Below are 23884 nucleotides of genomic sequence, written 5' to 3'. Positions count from 1 at the left end.
CGGAGTCAGATCCCGCCCCGCCGCGGGGACGGGCCGCGGTTCCACCACAGCGACAGGAACACGCCGGTGCCGGCGAGCAGCACGCCGGCCAGCACGAACCAGACCGTGACCTCGGCCTGCTGCTTGTGCAGGCCGATCTCGCGGGGCAGGTCGTTGAGCACGCCGACGAGCTGGTCGGAGTCCTCGGCCCGGAAGTAGCGCCCGCCGGTGGTGTCCGCGACCTTCCGCAGCGCGTCCTCGTCGATCTCCTGGTAGCGGCCGCCGGCGCCGCGCCCGCCGAAGCCGCCGGGGAAGCCGCCCCGGCCCATCCCGAACTGGTCGGCGCCGACCTGGTCGGGCGTGCAGATCATCGGGGTCGGCGCGGTGGTGCCGAAGCCGATCGTGAAGACCCGCACCCGGCGGGCCGCGGCCTGCTCGGCGGCGGTCACCGGGTCGACGCCGGTGGTGTTCGAGCCGTCGGTGAGCACCACGATGGTGTCGGGCTGGTACTCGCCGGACGTGCCGGGCGCGGCGTCGCCGAGGTCGACGCCGGTCTTGGCGACGTTCGGGTTGTGCTCGGCGATCGCGTCGATCGCGGTGAGGATCGCCTGGCCGATCGCGGTGCCGCGGGCGGTCTTGAGCGTGTCGATCGCGTCGATCAGCTGGTCCTTCTCGGTGGTCGGCGGGACCAGCAGCCCGGCGATGCCGGAGAACGCGACCAGCCCGATCCGGGTGCCGTCGGTCTGCTCCTTGATGAAGTCGCGGGCCGCCTCGGTCGCCACCGTCAGCCGGTTGGGGTCGACGTCGGTGCTGCACATCGAGCCGGAGACGTCGATGGCCAGCAGGATCGAGGTGTTGTTGGAGGGCACCTGGACGGTCGCCTCGGGCCGGGTCAGGGCGGCGCCGAGCGCGAGCAGGCCGGCCAGGAACAGCCAGACCGGCACCCGCCTCTTCCACGAGGTGTGGCCGGGCAACGCGGCCCGGATCAGCGCCACGCTCGACACGGTCAGCGCCGAGCGCTTGCGCCGCCGGTTCATCCACCAGCGGGCCACCAGCAGCAACGGAACGACGAGCAGCGCGAGCAGGGCCCATGGCCAGCTGAGCGACATCACACGATCCTTCCGTGCCACCGGATGCCGAGGAACGCGCCGAGCGCGAGCAGCAGGAGCGCGGCGCCGGCGAACGGCGCGGTCAGCTCGACCGGTTCCTTCTTGGTGGTCAGCCGCAGGTCGATCGACCTGGCCGAGTCGGCGAGCGCCCCGGCGTCGCCGGCCCGGTGGTACGCGCCCCCGGTGACCTGCGCGACGCCGGTGAGCAGCGTCTCGTCCAGCGCGGTGCCGAGCTGGTATCCGTCCACCTCGACGACGCCACCCCGCTCGGTGCCGACCCCGACGGTCTGGATGCGCACCCCGGCCGCCGCCGCGAGCTCGGCCGCCGCCTCGGCGTCCGGCCCGCCGGTGTCCTGCCCGTCGGAGAAGACCACGATCGTCGCCGACGGCCAGTAGCCGAGCGCGGCGGTGTCCGGCGCGGCGCCGTCGGCCGGCAGCGTGACCGGCTTGCCGGTGATCGTGCCCAGCCCGACCAGGATGGCCTGCCCGAGCGAGGTGCCGCCGCTGGCGGCGGCCCGGTTGATCGCGGCGAGCGCGAGGCCGTGGTCGTCGGTCGGCGCCTGGGTGAGCAGCGCCTGCTCGCCGAAGACGATGACGCCGACGTCGACCGATTCCGGCTGCTCCTCGACGAAGGCCGCCGCGGCCCGCTGGGCGGCGGCCAGTCGGGACGGCGCGACGTCGGTGGCCTTCATGCTGTTGGAGATGTCGAAGGCGAGCAGCACGGTGCCGGCGACCCGCGGCACGGCAAGCCTCGCCTCGGGCCGGGCCAGCCCGGCGATCAGGATCGGCAGGGCGGCGAGCAGCAGCACGTACGGCAAATGGCGCCGGATCGACGCCCGGCGCGACCCGGCTCTGCTACCGGCGCCTGGTCCTCCGGACGGCGCGGAGGACCCGCGCGAATGAGGGGCGAAGCCGACCGCAGCCATCGCGGCGGCGCGCCTCTTCTGCACCTCGGCATACCCGACCACCGCCGCCGCCGTCACCACGACGGCGACCGCGAGCAGCAGGGGGTGCAGGAAGCTCACCGGCGCCCCCGCCCGGACCGCTGGACCATGCCGACCAGGGCGGCCAGCAGATCCTGATCGGTGGTGATCCGGTGCGCGTCGACGCCGGCCTTGCGCATGCCCTCGGCGACCGCGTCCTCGCGCCGGCCCACCTCGGCGGCGAGCCGGCCGCGCAGCAGGGGATCGCCGGTGTCGACCAGCAGCTGCTCGCCGGTCTCGGCGTCCTCGACCAGGATCACCCCGAGGTCGGGCAGGTCGAGCTCGGCCGGGTCGACCACCCGGATCACCACGACCTCGTGCCGGTGGGTCAGCCGCGCCAGCTCCCGCTCCCAGCCCGGTTCGCCGATGAAGTCCGACATGACGAAGATGAGGCTGCGCCGGCGCATGGTCGTCGACGCGGCCAGGCGAAACATCTTGGACAGATCGGTCGTCGATCTCGCGCGGCTCGTGGGCGGCCGAAGCAACGAACGGGTGATCCGGAGGATCTGGTCGCGGCCGGTGCGCGGCGGGATCACCTGCTGCGCGTCGTTGTCGAAGAGGATCGCGCCGACCCGGTTGCCGCCCCGCGAGACCAGCCGGCCGAGGCTGATCGCCAGCTCGGCCGCCACCGACTCCTTGCCGTCGTGACCGCCGAAGCGCATGGAGGCCGACCGGTCCAGGACGAGCCAGCAGGTCAGCTCGCGGTCCTCGGTGTACAGCCGGACGTACGGCTCGTCGACCCGGGCCGTGACGTTCCAGTCGATGTGCCGCACGTCGTCCTCGGTCGAATACACGCGCAGGTCGGTGAAGTCGATGCCGGCGCCGTGCCAGACCGTCCGGTACGCACCCTGCATCCGCCCGTCGAGGCGTCGCCCGAGCTTCCACTCCAGGCGGCGCAGCAGCTTCTCGGGCGCGGTGTCCATGATCAGCGCCCGCGGCCCGCCGGCTCCGGGACCGGCAGATTCGCCAGGATCTTGGCGAGGATCAGGTCGGGGGTCACCTCGTCGGAGAGCGCCTCGTAGGAGAGCACCAGCCGGTGCCGCAGCACGTCGAGGGCCAGGTCGCTGAGGTCCTCGGGCACGACGTACTCCCGGCCGCGCAGGTAGGCGAGCGCGCGGGCGGCCAGCACCAGGCTGATCGACGAGCGGGGGCTGGCGCCGAACGTGACGTAACGGGCGAGGTCGCCGAGGCCGACCCGGGCCGGCTCGCGGCTGGCGTGGGCGAGCTGCACCGCGAACTCGATCAGCGACGGGTCGACGTACACCTGATCGGCTGCCTGCTGAAGCCCCACCAACGTCTCCGGTTCGATGATGCGCTGAATGGCCGCGGGCGGCGTCAGCGCCCGCTCCACCACCACGAACTCCTCGGTCACGCTCGGGTAGCCGACCAGCACCTTCATCATGAAGCGGTCGACCTGCGCCTCCGGGAGCGGATAGACGCCCTCGTTCTCGATCGGGTTCTGCGTCGCCATGACCAGGAACGGGTCGGGCACCGGGTGGGTCTCGCGGCCGATCGTGACCTGCCGCTCCTGCATGACCTCGAGCAGCGCGCTCTGCACCTTGGCCGGCGCCCGGTTGATCTCGTCGGCCAGCAGCAGGTTGGTGAAGACCGGGCCGAGCTGCACCTGGAACTCGCCGGTCGGCTGGTGGTAGACGCGGGTGCCGACGATGTCGGCCGGCACCAGGTCGGGGGTGAACTGCACCCGGTGGAAGGCGCCGCCGATGGCCTGGGCCAGCGACTTCACCGCGAGCGTCTTGGCCAGGCCGGGCACGCCCTCGACCAGGATGTGGCCGCGGGCCAGCAGCGCCACGACCAACCGCTCGAGCAGGGCGTCCTGGCCCACGATGGTCTTCTTGACCTCGTAGAGCACCTTCTCGATCGGGCCGGCCGTGGCGCCCGGGGCATCGCTCCAGTTCATCCCACCGTCCTTGCTAGAGCGGAGGCGTACGGCCGTCACCCTGGCCGCCGCCGAGGGCCGCGCCGATGGGTACGGCGAAGCCGATGCCGATGAAGGTGCCCGCCTCGGTCGGGTTGGCCAGCGCCACCACGATCCCGGCCACCTGAGCGCGGTCGTTGATCAGCGGCCCGCCCGAGGAGCCCGGGTTGACCGCCGCGTCGAACTGGATCAGCCCGGTGATGTCGCCGCCCTCCTCGCGGGACATCGCGCGGCCGAGGCCGGAGACGATGCCGCGGGAGGTGCTGGCGGTCAGCCCGAGCGGGTTGCCCATCGCCACCACGTCGTCGCCCACGCCGAGCCCGCCGCCGAGGGCGGCCGGCACCAGCGTCTCGGGCAGCTCGGCTGGGGTGAGCGTGGCGATGTCCTGCCGGGGGTCGGCGCTGCGGACCTCGGCCGTCGAGGTGGTGCCGTCGGTGTAGGTCACCTGGATCTCGGCGGCGCCCTCGATGACGTGGTTGGCCGTGAGGATGGTGCCGTCCGCGTTCGCGATCACGCCGGTGCCGGTCGCCGACTCGGCCATGCTCCTGGCCGGTGACGAGGACGCCTTGCCGGTCGAGCGGATCGAAACCAGGGACGGCAGCACGGTCCGGTAGATCTGCTCGGCCGTCAGCGGGCCGTCCGATGCGGACGGTTCGGCGGACGGACGCGCCGCGGGCGCCGCCTTGTCGCCGCCGCCGCGGAAGATCACCACAGCGGTGATCGCCGCGGCCCAGATCACGACCGCGGCGATCAGCAGCTTCCGGCGCAGCTCCGGATTTCTGGGCTTTTGTCCCGATTTGACAGCATCATCCGCCGGCAGCACCGCCATCTCCGGACGATCGCCGACGCTCTGCATCTCTCGACTGTAGGAGCGGATTCACAAAATTGGCGGGGAGCCGCCGCATGGTTCCCGGTTCGCGAGACTTGGCAATACGGTCAGGTCAGACGCCGGTAACGACGGATCGCCAGCGGCGCGAAGACGGCGAGCAGGACGATCGGCCAGACGACCGCCGGCCAGATCGGCCCGGCCGAGCCCGGGTTGCCGAACAGGTGGCGGGTGGCGTCGGCGGTCGCCGACAGCGGGTTCCACCCGGCGATCGTGCCGAGCCAGCCCGGCATCGTGTCGGGCGAGGTGAAGACGCTGGAGAGGAAGCCGAGCGGCCACACCAGGATCTGCACCGCCATCAGCGTCTCGGGCTTGCCGGCCGCCAGCGCCAGCCAGATGCCCAGCCACAGCAGCGAATACCGCAGCAGCAACAACAGGCCGACCGCGAGCAGCGCGTCGGCGGCGCCGTGGTGCCAGCGCCAGCCGATCGCGAGCCCGCAGGCGATCAGCGCGACCAGCCCCACCGCGGCGTCGAGCATGTCGGCCACGCTGCGCCCGGTCACCACCGAGGCGGCCGAGATCGGCATCGTGCGGAACCGGTCGGTCACCCCGCGCTGCGCGTCGGCGGCCACCGCGGTGTAGGTGCCCTCCAGCCCGAACGCCATGGTCAGCGTGAACATCCCGGGCAGCAGGAACTCGCGGTAGTCGCCACCGCCCGGCACGATCATGGCGCCGCCGAACAGGTAGGCGAACATCAGCAGCACCATCACCGGAAAGAAAAGACCCAGAAGCAGCTGGGCCGGTTGGTTGCGCCAGTGCAGCAGCGTGCGGCGGGTGAGGGTCCAGCTGTCCAAGATCATCCAGTACGCCGTCACGGCGCGCTCCTTTCCGTCAGCGACAGGAACACCTCGTCGAGGGTGGGCCGGCGCACGCCGATGTCCTCGGCCTCGATGCCCTGCTCCTTGATCTGGTGGGCCACCGTGGTCAGCGCCGCCACCCGGTCGCGCACCGGAACACTGACCAGCCGCCGGTCGGGGTCCGTCCGGGGCTCGCCGATCTTCTGCAGGATCATGACCAGCTGATCGAGCCGGGCCGGATCGCGCACGACGACGTCGAGATGGTCGTCGCCCAGCCGGCCCTTGAGCTCGTCGGAGGTGCCGGCCGCGACCACCCGGCCGTGGTCGATCACGGCGAGCGCGTCGGCGAGCTGGTCGGCCTCCTCCAGGTACTGCGTCGTGAGCAGCACCGTCGTCCCGTCGGCGGCCAGCGCGCGGATGGTGCGCCACACCTCGTTGCGGGCGCGCGGGTCGAGCCCGGTGGTGGGCTCGTCGAGGAAGAGCACGGCCGGATCGGTGATCAGGCCGGTCGCCAGGTCGAGCCGCCGGCGCATGCCGCCCGAGTACTTCCCGGCGGACCGGTCGGCGGCGTCGGTGAGGTCGAAGCGGTCGAGCAGCTCGGCGGCGCGGCGGCGAGCCCGTTCGCGGCCCAGGTGGTGCAGGCGGCCGAACATCTCGAGGTTCTGCCGGCCGGAGAGCTGCTCGTCGACCGCGGCCTGCTGGCCGACCAGGCCGATCCGGGCGCGCACCCGGTCGGACCGGCGCACGACGTCGTGGCCGGCGACCTCGGCCCGGCCGGAGTCGGGCCGCAGCAGCGTGGTGAGGATGCGGACGGCGGTGGTCTTGCCGGCGCCGTTGGGCCCGAGCAGCCCGTGGATGGTGCCGGCCGGGACCTCGAGATCGAACCCGTCGAGCGCGGTGGTGGAGCCGAATCGCCTGGTGAGTCCCTCGGCGAAGATCATTACCTATCTCCTTACGGCGTACGGAGTTCGTCGAGTATAGCCCGACTCCGTACGCTGTAAAGGGTGACCATCGACTTCACCGGCGGCGGCGACCCGCGGCGTAGCATCGAGCTGCTCTGGGGCCTGCGCTCCGCGGTTTCCCGGCCCGGGCCCAAGCCGCGTTTCACCGTGGCCGAGGTGGCCGCGGCCGCCATCGCGATCGCCGACGCCGAGGGGCTGGGCGCGCTCTCCATGCGCAAGGTGGCCGAGCGGCTCGGGGTGAGCCCGATGTCGCTCTACACGTACGTGCCGGGCAAGGCCGAGCTGATCGACCTGATGTTCGACACCGTGCTGGCCTCCGGCGAGGTGGACGGCGACGACTGGCGCGAACGGCTCGAGCGGGTCGCCCGCGACAACTTCGCCCTCTACCTGCGCCACCCGTGGCTGTTGCAGGTCGCCACCGCCCGACCGCCGCTCGGTCCCCACGTGGTCGCCAAGTACGACCGCGACCTGCGGGCGATCGACGGGATCGGGCTGACCGACATCGAGATGGACCTGGTGGTGCAGTTGGTCGCCGACTATGTGCACGGGGCGGCGCGGACCGCGGTGGCGGCGACCCTGGTCGCCCAGCGCACCGGCCTCACCGACGAGCAGTGGTGGGAGCGCGCCGCCCCGGTCCTGGCGGAAGTCCTGGATCCATCCGCGACTCCCACCGCCTCACGGGTCGGTTCCGCCGCCGGCGCCGAGTACAACGCGGCGAGCGACCCGGCACGGGCTTTCGAGTTCGGGTTGGCCCGGCTTCTCGACGGGGTCGCGGCGCTGCTGAAATAGATTACGCTGATCCCCATCGTCACTACATGATGATCGCGGGGACACGATGAGTGATCTAGGCCTGCCGACGCATGTGTTGACCGAGATCGACAGCCCGATCCGGGAGACCCGTCTCGCCGCGGTGGACGAGCTGGCCCGGCTCGCCGCCGGCCCCGATCTCGCGGTCGCCGTTGCCGCGCGCCGCGCCCTCGAGGGCCTGACCCAGGACGACAGCCGCAGCGTCTCGGCCGCGGCCGCCACCGCTCTCGAGCGCACCGCCATCCGCCTGCGCCCCGACCGGGTCGACTTCGGACAGGTCGCGCCGGGCACCCCGCGCGTGGTCGCCGACGTGCTGGTCGACGGGCCGCCGCTGGCCACCGCGACCGCCACCGTCACCGTCTCGGGGCCGGGGCTGCGCGCCATGCTCGCCGGCCACCAGCTGCGCGTGCTCTGGCAGCCGCGGTCCGAGTGGCTCGACGGGTCGGTCACCGTGCGCGGGCCGGCCGGCTGGGCCGAGGTGCGGGTGACCGGGCAGGTGCCGATGGCCGCGGCGCCGATGACCCGGACGGGCGTCGAGGCGCAGATGCGGGCGGTCGACGGCCTGTCGACGTACGGGCCGCCACGGGTCACCGTGCTGCCGCCGCCACCCGAGCGCCGCAGCCGGGCCGGCGCGGTGGCGCTGATCGCCGGGCTCACCGCGCTGGTGCTGCTGGGCGGCGCCGGCGTCGCCTGGGCGCTGGTCGGTGACCGGGGCAGCGGCGGCAATGCGGGGAACGCGATCGCCGAACCGCCGCTCGCCTCGGCGCCGGCCCTCCCGCTCGCCTCGGCCGCCGCCGGCGACGCGCCCGCGCCGGCGCCGGCGCTGACCCGCGAGGCGCTCGCCCACCGGATCGCCAGCCTCGCCAAGCCCACCGTGATCGGCACGATCAAGGTCGGCAACGAGCCCGAGGGTGTCGCCGTCTCGCCCGACAGCGCCACCGTGTATGTGGCGAATCAGGCCGCCAAGGTGCTGTCCGTGGTGGACGCCGGCTCGCGCAAGGTGACCAGCGTGACGCTGCGGAACACCCCGCGGTTCGTCGCCGTCTCCCGCGACGGCAAGCAGGTGTATGTCTCGATGTACGAGAACGACAAAAAGACCGGCAGCGGCGTGGCCGTGGTCGACGCCGTGGCCGGCCGGCCCGACCACTACCTCAAGACCGGGCTGCAGCCGTTCGCGCTGTCGGTCGGGCCGGACGGCAAGGTCTGGGTGCCGATCCACAGCAGCGGCCGGGTCGAGATCTACACCGCGGGGCAGAACAAGGAGGACTCGCGCATCGTCGTGCCGCCCAACCCGCACGCCGTCGGCTTCTCCGGCGACCTGCAGCGTGCCTTCACGGCCAACCACGAGTCCAACGCGGTCGCGGTCATCGACATGAAGAGCGGCAAGTTCCTCAAGGCGATCCCGGTCAGCCGGGCGCCGCACAGCCTCGCCGTCTCGCCGGACGGGCGGCGGGTGGTGGTGGCCGGCTACGAGGCGAACGCGGCCAACCTCATCGACGCCGTGACGCTCAAGCGGACCGGGCCGTTCAAGGTCGGCAAGCAGCCGCAGAGCGTGGCGTTCGCGGCCGACGGCGAGCACGCCTACGTGGTGAACGAGGGGGAGGACACGGTGTCGGTGCTCGACGGCCGCACCGGCCGGCTCACCGCCACGGTCAAGGTCGGGCACAGCCCGCGGACGGTGGCGGTCGCGCCGGACGGCCGGCTCGCCTACGTCTCCAACGGCGCCGACGACACCATCTCCGTGCTGCGGGTGGGGGAGTGAGCCGCCGGGGTCGCGCCGACGAGGTGCTGGTCCGGCGGATCTTCGAGGAGCACGGCGCGGCGCTGCTCGCGTACGCGTCCCGGCTGACCGGCGATCGGGTCCGCGGCGAGACCGTGGCCCGGCAAGCGCTCCTGGCCGCCTGGCGGGACCCCACGGTCCTCGACGGCCCGGCCCGCGCGCGGCTGTTCGCGATCGTGCGCGACCTCGCCGGCGCCCCCGGTGTCGCCGGCGCCTCCGGGGACGCGATGGCCCTGCTCGGCGCGATGGAGACGCTCGAGCCCGAGCACCGCGAGGTGCTGCGGGAGCTCTACTTCCAGGGCCGCGACGTCGCCGAGGCGGCCGAGTCGCTCGGGGTGCCGGCCGGGCAGGTGAAGGCCCGCAGCTACCACGCGCTGCGGCGGCTCCGGGAGGTGGTGGCCGGGTGAGCGAGCACGAGACCGACCTGCTCGGCGCGTACGTCCTCGGTGTCCTCGACCGCGACGAGCAGGCCGCGGTGCAGTCGCATCTGGACGGCTGCCCGCCGTGCCGGCGCGAGGTCGACGACCTGCGCGGGATGGAGGCCGCGCTGGGCGAGATCCCGCCGGAGGCCTTCCTCGAGGGTCCGCCGCCCGACGGCGACCTGCTGCTGCGGCGCACGCTGCACGAGGTACGCCGGATCGGCCGCCGCGAGGTACGCCGTACCCGTGCCCTGATCGCCGCCGCGGCCGTCGCCTTCGCGGTCGTGGCGCTCGGCGCGGGCGCGGTGATCGGCCGCATCACCTCGCCGGAAGCGTCCGTCGTGGCCACGGCCTCGGCCCCGCCCGGCGCGCGCACCGGGGCGGCCACCGACGTCGGCACCGGGGTGTCGATGCGCGCGACGGTCCGGCCGGCGGTGGGCTGGGTGCGGGTCACCGCGACGGTGACCGGCGTGCCGGCCGGGGAGCAGTGCCGGCTCTTCGTCGTGTCCGCCGACGGCGCCCGCGAGCCGGCCGGCAGCTGGCTCGGCTCGCCGTCCGGTTCGACCACCCTGGACGGCGCCGCGCTGATGGCGCCGGCCGACGTGACGGCCGTGCAGGCGGAAACGTATGCGGGTCAGATCCTCGTAGCGGTTCCGATCTAGGGGATTCGATGCATATCATCAGAGCGTGATTGCTCAATATACCCAGAGTTACAGCGGCGGGTGGCTGCCATGACCACCACCGCCTGGGTCATGTTGGCGATCACCATCTTCGGCGCGTTCTGCTACGGCACGGCGTCGATCTTCCAGGCCGTCGGCGCGCGCCGCGCCGCCAGCACGGTCAAGTCGTTCGGCCAGCCGCTCTATGTCACCGGCGTGCTGCTCGACCTGGTCGCCTGGTCCTGTGCGATGGTCGCGCTCAGCCAGCTCGCGGTCTACCTGGTCGAGTCGGTGCTGGCCGGCTCGCTCGCGATCACCGTGGTGGCCGCCCGGGTCGTGCTCAAGTCCCGCCTGCGCCCGGTCGACGTCGTCGCGGTCGCCATCTCGATCGCCGCGCTCACCGCCCTGGCCCTGTCGGCCGGCCCGCAGGAGGATGTCCCGCCGTCCACCGGGCTGCGCCTGTGGCTCTGCGGCGCCGCGGTCTCGGTCGCGCTGCTCGGCTGGGGCGCCACGAAATACGGGCCGCCCGGCGTGGTCGCCTGCTTCGCGGGCCTCTGCCTCGGCGGCGCCGCCCTGGTCGGCCGCGCCCTCGCCTTCCCCGACGACATGATGTCCAGCGTCCGCTCGGCCGTCCTCACCATCTTCACCGAGCCGCTGGTCGCGGCTCTGGTGATCTTCGGTGTGAGCGGCATGATGCTGTATGCGAGCGCCCTCCGGCGCGGCCAGGTCGGCCCGGTCACCGCGGTGCACTGGATCGCCGAGGTGACCGCGCCCTCGGCCGTGGCCATCCTGTTCCTCGGCGACGCCGTCCGTCCGGGGTGGAGCACGGTCGCCCTCGCCGCCGGCGCCACCACCATCGTCATGGCCGTCGTCCTGGCCACCGCCCCGGCCAACAAGGCGGCCGTCGAGGCCGCCGAGCTGCAGCCCGCGCTGCCCGCCCCCGCGCCCCGCCCGGAGCTCCCGGCCGCTCCGGCCCCCGCCGCGGCCCGCCCGGCCCCGCGCCGCGAGGCCCCCCGCGCACCCGTCCCGCCCTTGGCTCCCGCCACGCACGCCGAGCGGATCATCTGGTGGGGCCCGCCGCCGATCTGGGTGCCGCCGCAGCGCGCCCGGCACGCCCTCGCCGGCGGGGCGCAGCCCTCGCTCACCTGGGCGCCGCCGTCCCGCCAGCCGCTGTGGGCCGACCCCCGCCCGGCCGACTCCGACGCGATCCCGGTCGTCGCCGGCGACAGCGCTGCCCCGGCCTTCGCCGACGACAGCGCCGCGGCGCCGGCTTTCGCCGACGACACCGCCGCGGCCCCGTTCTTCGCCGCCGACCCGTTCGAGGTCTTCGCCCCATCCCTCGTCGCCGAGCCCGCCCGCCCGCGTCCTTGGCACGACCTCTGACCGCTCAGGCCCACCGCGCCCGTCAGCCTGCCGAAGGTTGACCCGAATCGATCCCACCGCATGCGCGGTGACCAGGGCGTCGCCCGAGTCACCGCGGTTGGCCGGGGGATCACCCGGCATGCGCGGGGGTGATCCGTCATCCGCCTTCCGCCGCCGCAGGTTCCGGAGGAAGCAAAGTGGCCCGCCATTGCCGGATGTGGTTGCGTTCGGTGGAACCCAGCGTCGTCTCGTCGAGCGGGCTGACCGGCCGTGTACCGCACACCGGGCCGAGTTCCTGCTCGACCACCGCATGGGCGAGCGCTACCGCTGAGTTCAGGTCTTCGGCTGTGGTGGGCGTATCGGTCCTGGCATGACTGGCGGCGGCGTCGACGACGTCTGATGGCAGTCCCCACAGCGAGAGCAGGCTGGCGCCGGCGTCGCTGTGTGTGGTGCCGAAGCCGGCGAACTCCAGCCGGCACAGCCCTGGGGGGCCGCTCACTTCGGCTTCGGGGGTGTTCCCGCCGGCCACGGCGTTCTCGGCGGCTTCGCCGGCTTGCCGCCATTCGCTGACGATGGTTCCGAACTGGTCGGGGCGTGAGGTGGCGAGCACGAGTTGGCCGATCTCGTGCAGCAACCCGGCGGTGAAGGCGTGCGGGGCCCAAGGCTTCGCGGTGGACAGCCGGTTCGCGAGTTGGCCGCACTGCACCGAGTGCGTATTGAGAGCGCCCATCCAGGCTGTGGGCAGGTGAACTCCTTCGGCGAAGACGCTCACGATGTCGTGCAGCAGCACCAGCCCGCGTACGACGTTGGTGCCCAGCAGGGCGACGGCCTGGGTGACATCGGCGAGCCGACGGCCGGCATTGTGCGCTGACGAGTTCGCGAGATTAAGGATCTTTGCGGCCACGGCTGGGTCGCTCTCGATCACCTTGCCGATCGAGGAGGCGCTCGCTTTCTCGTCTTCGAGGACGCTCAACAGTTCCACCAGGACCGCCGGCGGGCTGGGCAGTGACGACACGCCGGAGACGTCGCTGATGATGTCGGCGCTGGTCGACGTTGTCGCCTGCGCGCCCAACACCACATCGATGGCCTCGATGATCTCGTCGGGGGTGGCGGGCTTGTTCAGGAACTTGTGCGCCAGCGCCATCACTCGCATGACGTTGTCGGCGCTGGTCTGACCGCTCAGGATGATCCGCGCGGTGTCCGGCGACATGGTTCGCACCTTCTCCAGCAGGGCGGCGCCGTCGATCTCCGGCATCCGGAAGTCGGAGACGACCACGTCGCAGTGGCGTTCGTCGAGCACGGCAAGCGCCTCGGCTCCGCCGTTGGCGAATGACATCTCCCAGCGGTTCCGCTGTCCGCGCAGCATCCGGCGCAGGCCGTCGAGGACGCGTGGCTCGTCGTCCACGAACAGCACGTGTGGCTTCTGTGTCATGCCGCCGCCTCCATGGTGTCTTCGTCCCGATGCGGTGCGGCCGCATCCTGCAAGGGCAGGCGCACGCAGAACGTCGTGCCGACGCCTGGTTCGCTGGTGAAGCCGATCTCGCCACCGTGCCGGTCCACGACCAGCGTGCGTACGAGCGCGAGGCCCTGCCCGGTGCCGGAGCCGACCTCCTTGGTGGTGAAGAACGGGTCGAACAGCTTGTCCGCGATCTCTGCGGGCACGCCGGTGCCGGTGTCGGCCACCTCGATGACGGCATGGTCCGGCTCGAGCCGGGTCGTGATGTGGATCGTTCCGCGTCCCCGGTCAGCCGACTTGATCGCGTGGGCGGCGTTGATGATCAGGTTGAGCACGGTTTGGTTGATGTCGCCGATTCGGCACGGCACCATCGGTAGCTCGGCGAGGTCGGTGGTGACGTCGGCGACGAGTTTGATCTCGTTGGCCGCCACGACGATCGTGCTCCGGATCGCCTCGTTCAGGTCGGCCGGCTTCTTCGGTTCGCCGCCCGGGTGGCCGAATGCCCTCATGGCGCGCACGATGTGGGCCACCTGAGTGATGCCCTCGAGGCACTGCCGGATAGCGATCGGTGTCTCTTCCCGGAGGTACTCGAAATCGGCTTCCTCGATGACCGTTGTGATCGTGTCGTCCGGTTCGGTGGTTCGTAGCTTCTGCTCGTACGCGTCGAGGATCTTGACGAATCCGGCGAACGCCTCCTCGATGAAGCGAACGTTGTCACCGATGAATTGGATCGGCGTGTTGATCTCATGGGCGATCCCGGCTGCCAAACGCCCGACCGATTGGACTTTCTGGGCGTGTTGCAGCTCTCTCTCCAGCCGCCGGCGCTCCGAGACGTCCCTGGCGTTGAAAATGATGCTGCGTGAGCCGTCGTGCTCGGTGAAGTACTCGACCATCGCCTCCGTCTCGGTCCAGGCTTGATCCTCCCGACCCCGGATCCGGCAAGTCCGCGCCTCCGCCGAGGGCGTGGCGAGGGTGGCCGCCAGGTCCTGCGGGTTCAGCAGCAGGTAGAGGTCGCTGCCGAGCAGCCCGGCCGCCGGTCGGTCGAGCAGCTTCTCGGCGGCCGGGTTGACGAACCGGATGATTCCCCGCTCGCTTGCCAGGATGAGGGCATCCGGTGAATGCTCCACCACGATTTTCAGCCGGGACCGGCTCAGCTGCTGGTCGAGCGTGAGCGCGGCGGCGTCGGCCAGGGTGGTGAGCGACGCCCGTAGGTCGTCCGTCGGGCGCCGGGTCAACAGCACGATCATGCCGAACACATCGTCGTGCACGGCCAGTGGCGCCACGGCGACGGCCGCGGTGGGCGGAAGCTGGAACGCCCGCGCGAAGCGAGCAGCGGCCGGCCCGCTGACCAGCGCGAAACCGTTGGGCACGAGGGCGGCGCGGACGTCGTTGCCCAGTTGGTCGATCGACGCGATGCGCCCGGCCACCTCCGGCTCCACCTCGCCGGCGGCACCGATGATCCGGGCGTTGCCGCCGGCGACGATGGCGATCAGCGTGGCATTCACGTCGGGGTCCATGGTCAACGCCGTCTTGACCGCCACGGCAGTGGCGTCCGACCGGCTGGTGGTGGCCGCGAACTCCGCGCCTGCTCGGGCGACCGCCCGTTCCCGGACAGCTGCCCGATCCCGGCCGTGGATGCCGCGCGCCAGCACATGGTTGACGATCAGCCCGAGGGACGCCGCTACCAGCATGGAAAAGGCATCGGACACGGGAAGGTGCCAGAACACCGCACCGGCCGCCATGATCCCGAAGATGGTGCCGCCGCCGATGAGCTGGTCGGTCAGCGAGCCGTACAGAGCGCGGAAGTTGACCCAGACGAAGAGCAAGCCGAACGTGACCGCGTGCCCGGAACCGGTGGCGACAACGCATACGCCGACACCCTCAACCAGCCAGGTCCAGCGGGGAAAACGACCGCGGCGGTAACCGACGACGAGGGGCACCACCACGGCGGCGACCGCACCTACCGTCACGTAGGGCCCGCCCACGCCGTCGAGGTCCGCCCAGACGAGGCCGACGAGCGTCCAAATCAGGCACAATGTCAGGAAGAGCGTGCGGACCTGCTCGAGCATGCTGTCATGCCCGCTGGCCCAGTGCGATACGACCCGATTCAGGTGCCCTCCCATCGGTCCTCCTCGTCGTTAGCCCGCGCGAATGGCCGCTCTCTGTTCCCATCGACCCCGCGGCCGCCGGACTGACGCGAAATTCGGGGCGGCACCGCACGCCGGCGTGACCACGCCGAGGAGCGTCATGCCAGGACGGCCACCGGCTCGACGATGCCGACCCCTTGCGCGAAGTGCCGCAGCCGGACCGCCATCGACTCGGTGAGCAGTTCCCCGCCGCGGATCAGGACGAGCCCGTTGGTCGTGACCACGTCCTGCTCGACGACCATGCCCACCATGAGCTCGGCTCCGGTGACCTTCCGCGGCTTGCGCACCTTCGCGGTCGTGTAAGCACGCAGCAGGGAGTCGACCAGCTCGCTCGGGTAGTGGGTGAGCCCGACGGCGATGGCGGCCGGCGATCCGCCCGCCTCGACGCCCACGACCAACGCGACAGCGGCGGCGTAGGGCGCCTGGTCCTGCCCGATCTCGCCGGCTGGTTCCTCGTCGGGCGCGAGCGGCTGGGCGGCCACCCACTCGGCGACCCGTTCGAGCCGTGGGATGCGGCTGATCAGCTCGTACGCCAGCTGGGGATGCCCGCGGAACAGCGCCTCGGCCTCCGGGTCGAGCTTCGCACCGGCGCGGACCCGGTCCAGGACCTCGCCGGGAATGGCGAGCAGTCCCACTTGCCCGAGCATCGCGGCGATCCGGGGTTCCCACGCCCCGGGCGGGGCGACCGCGTCGACGAGCGCGCGCAGTTGTTCGCTGCGGGCCGCTGCCAGTGGATTGGTGGCCTTCATCAGGTCGGTCAGCAGCTCCACGGTGCCGTCGAGGGTGCGCCGCAGCAGTTCCCGCTCGGCCATCACCAGCCGGTGCTGGCGCACGGCGGCGTCCAGGGCGCGGGTCAGGTCGTCCGGCTCGCAGGGCTTGGTGAGGAAGCGGAACAGGTTTCCGTCGTTCACGGCCGCGATGGTGGAGGTCAGGTCGGCCTGGCCGCTGAGGATGATCTGCACCGAGTCGGGGCTGACTTCGCGGGTACGCGCGAGGAACTCCGCCCCGTTCATGACCGGCATCATCATGTCGGACACCACGACCGCGTACGGGTCGGGCGCGTCGGCAATCCGGGCCAGCCCATCAGCGCCCGACGTGGCGAAGTCGACGGCGTAGCGGCCGTGCAGCGAGCGCCGGAGGCCGTCCAGGAGCCGCTGCTCGTCGTCGACCACCAGAATGTGCTCAGCCACGGCCGCAGCATATGTCCCGTACGCCGGGAATGACGGCCGAATGCGGGGACCTCAATTTTGCCGCCGGCGGGCCGAACGGAAGGACGACAGACAGGAGAAGGCCATGGCCACGATGATTCTGCCGCGCAGCGCGCAACACGTCTCCGCGTCGTCCGCGGTGTCACACCTGCCGGACGGCACCGAGGCGGTGGCCGAGATCGCGGCGGCCATCGGCACCGGCGCCGATATGTACACCGTGTTCGTCTCCGCCGGCTACGACCTCGACGCCGTCGGAGCGGCGCTGAAGCAACACTTCGGCGACCGGGTCATCGGTTGCACCAGCTCCGGAAACATCGGACCGAACGGGTACGACAGGTCCGGCATCTGCGCAGCCGGCTTCACCGGCGGCGGCCTGCGGATCCACACCACGGCAGTGGGTCCGCTCGACGACACCGCCACGGCGGTCGAGCAGGCCGGCTCGGCCCTGGCCGCGATGCGGGCGGAGCTCGGCGACGATGGCGAGGGCTTCGCGATCCTGCTGACCGACGGGCTGACCCGCAACGAAGATCTGCTGGCCGCCAATCTGATGGCGGCGCTCGGCGACGTGCCGATTGTGGGTGGCTCGGCCGGCGACGATCTGACCTTCTCGCATACCGCCGTCCTTCACGACGGGAAGTTCCTGGCCAACACCGCGACCGTCACGCTGGTCCGGGCCGACGCCCCGTTCCGGCTCCTGCGCCTGCAGCACCACGACCTGACCGACACCGTCCTGGTTGCCACCGAGGTGGACGCCGGCCGGCGGATCATCCGGCAGTTCAACGGGCGGCCGGCCGCATCGGCGTACGCGGAGGCGGTCGGCGCCGACCTGGCCGAGATCGGGCCCATCACGTTTTCCACCCATCCGCTGCTGCTCAAGGCGGGCGGGTCGAGCTGGATCCGCAGCATCGCCGCGGTCAACGAGGACGGGTCGCTGAACATGTTGGCCCGCGTCGACACCGGTGATGTGCTTCGCCTCGGCCGTCCGGTCGGGATGCTCGACAAGCTTGCCGAGCGGTTCGACGCGGTCGGTGCCGAGCTCGGCTCGATCCGCGCCATGCTCGCGTTCGACTGCATCCTGCGCCGCCTGGAGTTCGAGGAGCGAGGGCTGGCCGACGAGGTGGGCGCGTTCCTCGCCGAGCACCAGGCGATCGGCTTCAGCACGTACGGCGAGCAGTTCAACGGCATGCACATGAACCAGACGCTGGTGGCCGTGGCGTTCGGCTGACCGACCCGAGGAGACCCCATGACCGGTACGGCGACGAAGCCGCGCACCGACGAGATGGCGGCGTTGCGCCAGACGATCGAGGAACAACGGCGCACCATCGACGCCCTGGTCGTCGCGGCCGAGCGGCGTACCACCGGGGAACCCGACAGCGCGGCCCTGGCGACCTGGCAGCGCAACCTGACGTTGCAACGCCGCCTGATCGAACGCACCGAACGCATCCGCAACGCCGAACAACTGCTGCGCGCCGTCATCGACTCGATCGACGCGGGACTGTGCATCCTGGACGGTGACGGCCGGATCGTCGACACCAACCAGGTGTGGGGCACGATGCTCGACCGCGTGCACGGCGACCGTGGCGCGAGCAGCTTCTTCGAACTGGCCGAGGGCGCGGCGGACGGGCTCGGCGAGCTGACCCGGGCGGCCGAGACGGACGTACGTCACGTGCTGGAGAACCAGTCGAGCCGGCTGACCGCGACCCACCAGGTGATGACGGCCGGCGGGCCTCGCTGGTGGCGGATGCGGGTCGACCCGGTCCGCGGCCACGGCGCCGCCCGAGCGGTGCTCACCCTCACCGACGAGACCACGGCCGTGCGCACCCAGGAGGAACTGCGCCAGGCTACCCGGGAGGCGTCTCAGCTCGCGGTGGTCGCCCGGCTCATGGAGGACAGCGTCGTGATCGCCGACGCCGACGGCCGCATCGAATGGGTCAACGACGCCTTCACCCGGCTCAGTGGCTACACCCGCACAGAGGCCACCGGCCGGCTGCGCGCCGAGCTGCTCGGCGCCGACACCCTTCCGGACTTCGATCTCTCCGCGGTGCCGGTCGGAGGCTCGATGCTGCTGCCCGAATTCGAGAGCCGCACCAAGGACGGCCGGTCCTGCTGGATGCGCGTCGTGCTGTACCGGACCATCGACGACCAGGGCGTCGTCAGGCTGATGGCCGTCGAGCGCGACATCACCAAGCGGTACAACGCCGAGCAGGCTCAGCAGGCGGCCAAGAACCGTGCCGAGGCGCTCGCCGGCGAGCTCTCGGTGGAAAAGGCCGTCCTGACCGGCGTCATCTCCACCGTCCCGCACCTCATCTACTGGAAGGACCGCGACGGACGGTACGTCGGTCACAACACGGCGTTCCTCGCCACTCGCGGCCTGCCCGCCGGCAGCGACCTCACCGGACGGACCGAGAACGAGATCGCCGTCCCCGACGACCTCGCCGGCCTGCTGACCGACCTGGAAGCCCGCGTCCGGGACACCGGCGAGCCGGTCGTCGACCACCACGCCACCGTCACCGGGCCCGACCACACCGTGCGCACCGTCCTGATGAGCGTCCTGCCCCAACCGGCCGGTGACGGCCGGGTCGGCGGGGTGATCGGCATCGGCGCCGACGTGACCCGGATCAGCGCTCTGGAACGCCAGCTCAACCAGGCCAACCGCCTCGAGGCCATCGGTCAGCTCGCGGCCGGCATCGCCCACGAGATCAACACTCCGATCCAGTTCGTCTCCGACAACACCCGGTTCGTCGAGCAGTCGTTCACGCAGTTGCTCAGCGTCGTCACCCAGCTCCGGGAACCCATCGCCGACCTCGATCCCGACCTCGATCTCGACTTCCTCGTCGGTGAGGTGCCCACCGCGCTGGCCGAGTCGCTCGAGGGACTGAGCCGGGTCTCGCAGATCGTCCGCGCGATGAAGGACTTCTCCCATCCGGGCCACGGCCGCGGCGACGTCGACATCAACCGTGCGGTCGAGAGCACCACCCAGGTCGCCCGCAACGAGTGGAAGTATCACGCCGAGCTCACCCTCGACCTCGGCAGCGACGTCGGCCTGGTCCCTTGTTACGAGGGCGAGCTCAAACAGGTGATCCTCAATCTCATCGTGAACGCCGCGCACTCCATCGAGGCGGCGACGCCGCAGCGGGGCGGCGGCCTCGGCCACATCACGGTGCGCACGGCGCGGACATCCGACGAGGTCCGCATCGTCGTCGCCGACGACGGCATCGGCATGGACCAGCCCACCCAACAGCGGATCTTCGACCCGTTCTTCACCACCAAGGAGGTCGGCAAGGGCACCGGGCAGGGACTGAGCATGGCGTACGCCACCATCGTGCAGAAACACGGCGGCGCCATCCACGTCGAGTCCAGGCCAGGGGCGGGAGCCACCTTCACGCTCAGCATCCCGACACGTACGAAGGACGGCGTTCCCGCCACGGCATGATGATCGATCTCACGCGCTGATCGATGAGGCGGAGCGACGTTGGCTGCGTGCTGGGGCCGCCGATGTTCGGAGCTTGGACGAGCATCCGTCGGTAATCGGGCGAATACGCCGCAGTTGCGTACTGGAGTTGCGGGTCGGCCCTGGCCAAAGTGCCAGGCATGCCGACCTCGCCGACGGAACTGATGCTGCAAAGCCTCCCGGCCCAGCACCGCGAGATCCTCGTCGCGACGTACTTCCACCGCCGGACCACCGGCGAGGCGGCGCGGCTGCTCGGCCTCGCCCCCGAGGCGGCCAAGGCCCGGCTCTACGAGGCGATGCGTGACCTTTCCCTGATGCTCGCCACCTCGTCCTCCTGACCCGTCAGACCTCCGTCCGCCGCCCTCGCACGTCCACGTTCGCGAGCGTAACCACCGCGCGTTCGGTAGGTATACCGCGTCATGTACTGTGTCTGATACAGTAGTCGTCGTGATTGAGGAAACGTCCGAAGACGTCCTCGCGGCCGACCTGCTGCGTGGCCACACCGACACGATCGTGCTGGCGGTGCTGCGCGACGACGACCGGTACGGGTTCGAGATCTTCAAACGGATCCGGGACGCGACCGGTGGCCGGCACGAGATCAAAGAGGCCACGTTGTATGCCACGTACCGCCGGCTGGTGAAGGACGGCCTCATCGAGGCCTATTGGGGCGACGAGAGCCAGGGCGGCCGCCGCAAGTATTACCGGATCACCGACGCCGGCCGCGCCGTCTACCGCCGCAACGTCGCGGCCTGGGCGCTCACCCGCGACCTCATCGACACGCTGCTAGACCTGGATCGGAACGCCGGAGGGCGATCATCGTGACCAATCCCAGCGACACCGCGGACGTCCATCGCCTGCTCGACGAGGCGTTCGCGGGCATCGAGATGACCCCCGAGCGGCAGGATCTCAAGGAGGAGGTTCGGGCCAATCTGGTCGCCCGCGCGGCCGAGCTCCGGGCCGAGGGCGTTTCCGGCAGTGCCGCGGCGCGGCGCGCGATGGAAGAGCTGGGCGACATTCGCACGCTCATCGACGAGACAAACCATTCCGCGTACGGGATGAGCACCATGCTCCGGGTCCGCCCCCGGCCGGCCTTCGTCGTCCGCACGGTGCTCCTGTCGGCGGTCGGCGTGACCGGTCTCGCCGTGCTGGCGCTGGCCGCCACGGCCGGCGGCGTCGCGCTGGCCGGCGAGGCCGTCGCGGCGCTGGTCGTCGCGCTGGCCGCCGGCGTGATCACCGCCGACGCCCTGGGCCAGGAGACCACGACCAACCACCCGATGCCCACCGCCCGCGCCATCGGGTACGGCGCCGGCGTGCTGCTGGTGCTGGCCGGGCTCGGTTGCGGCTGGCTCTACCTGCGCGGCGCCGGCCTCGCGTGGGTCTTCGCCGGCGCGGTGCCGCTGGTGGCGGGCGCCGCGCTCCTGGGCTACCTGGGCGCCACCCAGACCAACCGCCACAAGGAGTGGGTGATGCGCATGGCCGAGTCGCACGCCGACGTCGGCAACCGCTTCACCGAGGACCCGTCGGCCGCCGCCCGCTTCGGCATCTACACACTGGCGATCTGGCTGATCGCGATCGCCGCCTTCGTCCTGCTCACGCTGACGGTGGGCTGGCTGTGGTCGTGGCTCGCCATCGTCGGCGGCGTCGTGCTCATGATGATCACGGTCGCCCGCATGCTGTTCGTGCCCGGCAAATGAACCGTGGTCGTGGTGCGCCAACACCACGACCACGGATGACACCCCGAACAAGTCGACCTCGGCCGGCCTGCCGTCAGTGCCCTGCAGCCACACGGTAGCTCACCGGCCGTCCCCCGGAAGGAGAGCACCATGCCCGCACCAGCACCCGCCATCGAGGCGGTGGAGTTGGCAAAGACGTACGGCAAAGCCGCGAGAGCGGTCCATGCCCTGACCGGCCTGAGCTTCACGGTCGAGCCCGGCACCGTGTTCGGCCTGCTCGGCCCCAACGGCGCCGGCAAGTCGACCACGGTACGCATCCTCACCACGCTGAGCCGGCCCGACACCGGCGAGGCCCGCGTGCACGGCATCGATGTGGTGCGGCAGTCGGCGAAAGTCCGGCAACTGATCGGGTACGTGTCGCAGAAGCCGGGCTTCGATCCGGTCGCCACCGGCCTCGAGAACCTGGTGCTCCAGGGCCGCATCCACGGCGCCTCGGCCCGGGACGCCCGCTCGCGCGCGGCCGTCCTGCTCGATCGGTTCGGCCTGACCGAGCCGGGTCGCCGGCTGGCCGGCACCTGGTCGGGCGGCATGCAACGCAAACTCGACGTGGCCATGAGCCTCATGCATCGGCCGCGCGTGCTGTTCCTCGACGAGCCCACCACCGGCCTCGACCCCGAGGCGCGCCGCGAGCTGTGGGCCGAGATCGCCCGGCTGGCCCGGGCGGACGGGCTGACCGTCCTGCTCACGACCCACTACCTGGAGGAGGCCGACCACCTGGCCGCTCGACTGGCCATCGTGGACGCCGGCCGGGTGGTCGCGGCCGGGACCCCCGACGAGCTCAAGACCGCGCTGGGCGGCGACACGATCCGGGCCGGCCTGGTGCGCCAGTCCGACGCCGACCGGGCCCGCGGCGTGCTCGGTTCGATCCCCGGGGTGGGTGCCGTCGTCACCGAGGGCGGCGCCCTGCAGGCGCGCGTCTCGGACGGCGCGGCCGTGTTGCCCGGCGTGCTGGCCACCCTGGAGGCCGCCGGCATCGAGCTGGCCTCGGTCGGCGTCGCCCGCCCGTCGCTGGACGACGTATATCTGCATCATGCCGGCCGCAGCTTCGGCGAGGCCGACCGCATCGGCGCGGGCCGCGCCGGCGCCGACCGTGAGGCGGTGCTGCTGTGACGCTCGCGCTGACCCACGCCCGCCTGCTGACCGGACGCTCGCTGCGCACCCTGTCCCGGCAGCCCGCGTACCTGATGTTCACCCTGGTGCAGCCGCTGGTCTGGCTGCTGCTGTTCGGCCAGCTCTTCCGCCGCGTCGCGGAGCTGCCCGGCTTCGGCGCCGGCAACTACCTCGACTACCTCACCCCCGGCGTGGTGGTCATGACCGCCATGATGTCCGCCGGCTGGAGCGGCACGTCGATCGTGCAGGACATGGAGCGCGGCGTCATGGACCGCACCCTGACCTCCCCGATCCGCCGCTCCGCGCTGGTCACCGCGGGTTTGACGCACCAGGCCCTGGTCACCGTCGTCCAATCCCTGATCATGTTCGCCACCGGCCTGCTGGCCGGCGCCCGCTACCCCGGCGGCGCACCGGGCCTGCTGGTCATGCTCGCCTGCGCCGTCCTGATCGCCCTGATCTTCGCCGGCCTGTCCAACGCCATCGCGCTGCTGGTGCACCAGCAGGAGGCCCTCATCGCCGTCGCCCAGTTCCTGGTGCTGCCGCTGGCCTTCCTCTCCTCCATCATGATCGCCCCCGCCCTGATGCCGGACTGGGTGGCCCGGGTGGCCCGCTTCAACCCGGTCGACTGGGCCGCGGTGGCCAGCCGCGAGGCGTTGAGCGCCACCCCGGATTGGGGGATCGTGCTCAGCCGGGTGGGCTTGCTGACCGCGCTGGCGCTCGCGATGGCCTGGCTGGCGGCCCGCGCCTACCGAGCCCACCAGCGGTCGCTGTAGGTGACGGCGGCTTCGCCCCGACAATAACCAGTCCACTGCGTGCGCCAACCTTGGCTGCCCCGGGGCCTCGACCTCAGAGATCTTGATAAATACCGGCTCACCGCGCGCGCCAACTCATCAACGCTGCGCCGCCCGCCTCCTCGACTTCCGAAATAAGGGGATGAGTCCGGCGGGTGCCGACGGGGATCCCGCGATGCGGCCAGCGCCTCTCAGTTCCCGGGACGGGCGGCCAACCGTGCGGACCGCCTGGCGTGGACGCTTCCTGCGGGTAAGCAGAGCAAAGTGTCGCGCACGCCCAGCTCAGTTGTCACCCACCGGCGGTCGCTC

Annotated in this window: 22 protein-coding genes; 12 read left to right on the top strand and 10 right to left on the bottom strand. The window is 71.6% G+C overall.

Annotation, left to right across the window (positions count from 1 at the left end; genetic code table 11):
• Positions 1 to 5: 5 nt before the first annotated feature.
• The 7 genes from ACFQS1_RS21675 to ACFQS1_RS21645 form a co-directional block, all read right to left on the bottom strand.
• Positions 6 to 1088 carry a VWA domain-containing protein gene (locus ACFQS1_RS21675; protein WP_378971133.1) on the bottom strand — a complete coding sequence of 361 codons (1083 nt, stop codon included), beginning with the start codon at positions 1086 to 1088 and terminating at the stop codon, positions 6 to 8.
• Positions 1088 to 2113 (bottom strand): VWA domain-containing protein, encoded by a 1026-nt coding sequence (locus tag ACFQS1_RS21670; RefSeq protein WP_378971131.1) that lies wholly within the window; start codon positions 2111 to 2113, stop codon positions 1088 to 1090. The genes ACFQS1_RS21675 and ACFQS1_RS21670 overlap by 1 nt, the downstream gene beginning before the upstream one ends.
• Complete coding sequence (locus tag ACFQS1_RS21665) at positions 2110 to 2994, bottom strand: DUF58 domain-containing protein (RefSeq protein ID WP_378971129.1); 885 nt, start codon at positions 2992 to 2994, stop codon at positions 2110 to 2112. Before ACFQS1_RS21665 ends, ACFQS1_RS21670 begins: the two co-directional genes overlap by 4 nt.
• A 2-nt stretch (positions 2995 to 2996) precedes the next feature.
• Positions 2997 to 3989, bottom strand: a complete 993-nt coding sequence (locus ACFQS1_RS21660) for an AAA family ATPase (RefSeq protein ID WP_378971127.1) — start codon at positions 3987 to 3989, stop codon at positions 2997 to 2999.
• Between the two features lie 13 nt (positions 3990 to 4002).
• Complete coding sequence (locus tag ACFQS1_RS21655; protein WP_378971125.1) at positions 4003 to 4863, bottom strand: S1C family serine protease; 861 nt, start codon at positions 4861 to 4863, stop codon at positions 4003 to 4005.
• A gap of 80 nt (positions 4864 to 4943) precedes the next feature.
• Complete coding sequence (locus tag ACFQS1_RS21650; protein ID WP_378971123.1) at positions 4944 to 5708, bottom strand: ABC transporter permease; 765 nt, start codon at positions 5706 to 5708, stop codon at positions 4944 to 4946.
• The gene (locus ACFQS1_RS21645; RefSeq protein ID WP_378971121.1) at positions 5705 to 6631 is read right to left on the bottom strand and encodes an ATP-binding cassette domain-containing protein; all 927 of its coding nucleotides are present in this window, start codon (positions 6629 to 6631) and stop codon (positions 5705 to 5707) included. The genes ACFQS1_RS21650 and ACFQS1_RS21645 overlap by 4 nt, the downstream gene beginning before the upstream one ends.
• Positions 6632 to 6694: 63 nt before the next feature.
• Here ACFQS1_RS21645 and ACFQS1_RS21640 point away from each other — a divergent pair, with 63 nt between their 5' ends.
• The 5 genes from ACFQS1_RS21640 (at position 6695) to ACFQS1_RS21620 (ending at position 11700) form a co-directional block, all read left to right on the top strand.
• Positions 6695 to 7441, top strand: coding sequence for a TetR/AcrR family transcriptional regulator (locus ACFQS1_RS21640; RefSeq protein WP_378971119.1), 747 nt, complete (start codon positions 6695 to 6697; stop codon positions 7439 to 7441).
• Positions 7442 to 7487: 46 nt separating this feature from the next.
• A complete protein-coding gene (locus ACFQS1_RS21635; RefSeq protein ID WP_378971117.1) occupies positions 7488 to 9221 on the top strand; it encodes a YncE family protein in 1734 nt (577 codons plus the stop codon).
• Positions 9218 to 9646, top strand: coding sequence for a sigma factor-like helix-turn-helix DNA-binding protein (locus tag ACFQS1_RS21630; protein ID WP_378971115.1), 429 nt, complete (start codon positions 9218 to 9220; stop codon positions 9644 to 9646). The genes ACFQS1_RS21635 and ACFQS1_RS21630 overlap by 4 nt, the downstream gene beginning before the upstream one ends.
• On the top strand, positions 9643 to 10320 hold the full coding sequence (locus tag ACFQS1_RS21625; RefSeq protein WP_378971113.1) for an anti-sigma factor family protein: 678 nt from the start codon (positions 9643 to 9645) through the stop codon (positions 10318 to 10320). The genes ACFQS1_RS21630 and ACFQS1_RS21625 overlap by 4 nt, the downstream gene beginning before the upstream one ends.
• A 69-nt stretch (positions 10321 to 10389) precedes the next feature.
• Positions 10390 to 11700, top strand: a complete 1311-nt coding sequence (locus ACFQS1_RS21620) for a hypothetical protein (RefSeq protein WP_378971111.1) — start codon at positions 10390 to 10392, stop codon at positions 11698 to 11700.
• A 136-nt stretch (positions 11701 to 11836) separates the two neighbouring features.
• Here ACFQS1_RS21620 and ACFQS1_RS21615 read toward each other — a convergent pair whose 3' ends face one another.
• The 3 genes from ACFQS1_RS21615 to ACFQS1_RS21605 all read right to left on the bottom strand — a co-directional run bounded on the left by ACFQS1_RS21615 (position 11837) and on the right by ACFQS1_RS21605 (position 16472).
• Positions 11837 to 13111 (bottom strand): HDOD domain-containing protein, encoded by a 1275-nt coding sequence (locus tag ACFQS1_RS21615; RefSeq protein ID WP_378971109.1) that lies wholly within the window; start codon positions 13109 to 13111, stop codon positions 11837 to 11839.
• Positions 13108 to 15258, bottom strand: a complete 2151-nt coding sequence (locus ACFQS1_RS21610) for a sensor histidine kinase (protein WP_378971107.1) — start codon at positions 15256 to 15258, stop codon at positions 13108 to 13110. Before ACFQS1_RS21610 ends, ACFQS1_RS21615 begins: the two co-directional genes overlap by 4 nt.
• Before the next feature lie 122 nt (positions 15259 to 15380).
• Entirely contained in the window at positions 15381 to 16472 is a 1092-nt protein-coding gene (locus tag ACFQS1_RS21605; RefSeq protein WP_378971105.1) for a response regulator, read from the bottom strand.
• A 103-nt stretch (positions 16473 to 16575) separates the two neighbouring features.
• Here ACFQS1_RS21605 and ACFQS1_RS21600 point away from each other — a divergent pair, with 103 nt between their 5' ends.
• The 7 genes from ACFQS1_RS21600 to ACFQS1_RS21570 all read left to right on the top strand — a co-directional run bounded on the left by ACFQS1_RS21600 (position 16576) and on the right by ACFQS1_RS21570 (position 23557).
• On the top strand, positions 16576 to 17715 hold the full coding sequence (locus tag ACFQS1_RS21600) for an FIST N-terminal domain-containing protein (RefSeq protein ID WP_378971103.1): 1140 nt from the start codon (positions 16576 to 16578) through the stop codon (positions 17713 to 17715).
• Between the two features lie 18 nt (positions 17716 to 17733).
• Positions 17734 to 19923 (top strand): PAS domain-containing protein, encoded by a 2190-nt coding sequence (locus ACFQS1_RS21595; protein WP_378971101.1) that lies wholly within the window; start codon positions 17734 to 17736, stop codon positions 19921 to 19923.
• 158 nt (positions 19924 to 20081) lie between these two features.
• Positions 20082 to 20279, top strand: a complete 198-nt coding sequence (locus ACFQS1_RS21590) for a sigma factor-like helix-turn-helix DNA-binding protein (protein ID WP_378971099.1) — start codon at positions 20082 to 20084, stop codon at positions 20277 to 20279.
• A gap of 109 nt (positions 20280 to 20388) precedes the next feature.
• Positions 20389 to 20763: a PadR family transcriptional regulator gene (locus tag ACFQS1_RS21585; RefSeq protein ID WP_378971097.1), complete on the top strand. Its 375-nt coding sequence runs from the start codon at positions 20389 to 20391 to the stop codon at positions 20761 to 20763.
• A complete protein-coding gene (locus ACFQS1_RS21580) occupies positions 20760 to 21635 on the top strand; it encodes a permease prefix domain 1-containing protein (protein WP_378971095.1) in 876 nt (291 codons plus the stop codon). The genes ACFQS1_RS21585 and ACFQS1_RS21580 overlap by 4 nt, the downstream gene beginning before the upstream one ends.
• Positions 21636 to 21764: 129 nt before the next feature.
• Positions 21765 to 22784 (top strand): ATP-binding cassette domain-containing protein, encoded by a 1020-nt coding sequence (locus ACFQS1_RS21575; protein ID WP_378971093.1) that lies wholly within the window; start codon positions 21765 to 21767, stop codon positions 22782 to 22784.
• Entirely contained in the window at positions 22781 to 23557 is a 777-nt protein-coding gene (locus ACFQS1_RS21570) for an ABC transporter permease (protein WP_378971091.1), read from the top strand. Before ACFQS1_RS21575 ends, ACFQS1_RS21570 begins: the two co-directional genes overlap by 4 nt.
• Positions 23558 to 23884: the final 327 nt, after the last annotated feature.

This window comes from Paractinoplanes rhizophilus (assembly GCF_042664765.1).
Classification (GTDB): Bacteria; Actinomycetota; Actinomycetes; order Mycobacteriales; family Micromonosporaceae; genus Actinoplanes; species Actinoplanes rhizophilus.
Note: the sequence above shows the minus strand (reverse complement) of the source record. Positions and strands in the feature narration are given on the sequence as shown.

Bases quoted from the DNA above. Each gene is read 5' to 3' on its own strand.
- ACFQS1_RS21595 (WP_378971101.1), top strand. From the start codon at position 17,734: ATGACCGGTACGGCGACGAAGCCGCGCACCGACGAGATGGCGGCGTTG.
- ACFQS1_RS21655 (WP_378971125.1), bottom strand. From the start codon at position 4,863: ATGCAGAGCGTCGGCGATCGTCCGGAGATGGCGGTGCTGCCGGCGGAT.
- ACFQS1_RS21575 (WP_378971093.1), top strand. From the start codon at position 21,765: ATGCCCGCACCAGCACCCGCCATCGAGGCGGTGGAGTTGGCAAAGACG.
- ACFQS1_RS21635 (WP_378971117.1), top strand. From the start codon at position 7,488: ATGAGTGATCTAGGCCTGCCGACGCATGTGTTGACCGAGATCGACAGC.
- ACFQS1_RS21620 (WP_378971111.1), top strand. From the start codon at position 10,390: ATGACCACCACCGCCTGGGTCATGTTGGCGATCACCATCTTCGGCGCG.
- ACFQS1_RS21615 (WP_378971109.1), bottom strand. From the start codon at position 13,111: ATGACACAGAAGCCACACGTGCTGTTCGTGGACGACGAGCCACGCGTC.
- ACFQS1_RS21645 (WP_378971121.1), bottom strand. From the start codon at position 6,631: ATGATCTTCGCCGAGGGACTCACCAGGCGATTCGGCTCCACCACCGCG.
- ACFQS1_RS21660 (WP_378971127.1), bottom strand. From the start codon at position 3,989: ATGAACTGGAGCGATGCCCCGGGCGCCACGGCCGGCCCGATCGAGAAG.
- ACFQS1_RS21610 (WP_378971107.1), bottom strand. From the start codon at position 15,258: ATGGGAGGGCACCTGAATCGGGTCGTATCGCACTGGGCCAGCGGGCAT.
- ACFQS1_RS21590 (WP_378971099.1), top strand. From the start codon at position 20,082: ATGCCGACCTCGCCGACGGAACTGATGCTGCAAAGCCTCCCGGCCCAG.
- ACFQS1_RS21675 (WP_378971133.1), bottom strand. From the start codon at position 1,088: ATGTCGCTCAGCTGGCCATGGGCCCTGCTCGCGCTGCTCGTCGTTCCG.
- ACFQS1_RS21665 (WP_378971129.1), bottom strand. From the start codon at position 2,994: ATGGACACCGCGCCCGAGAAGCTGCTGCGCCGCCTGGAGTGGAAGCTC.
- ACFQS1_RS21600 (WP_378971103.1), top strand. From the start codon at position 16,576: ATGGCCACGATGATTCTGCCGCGCAGCGCGCAACACGTCTCCGCGTCG.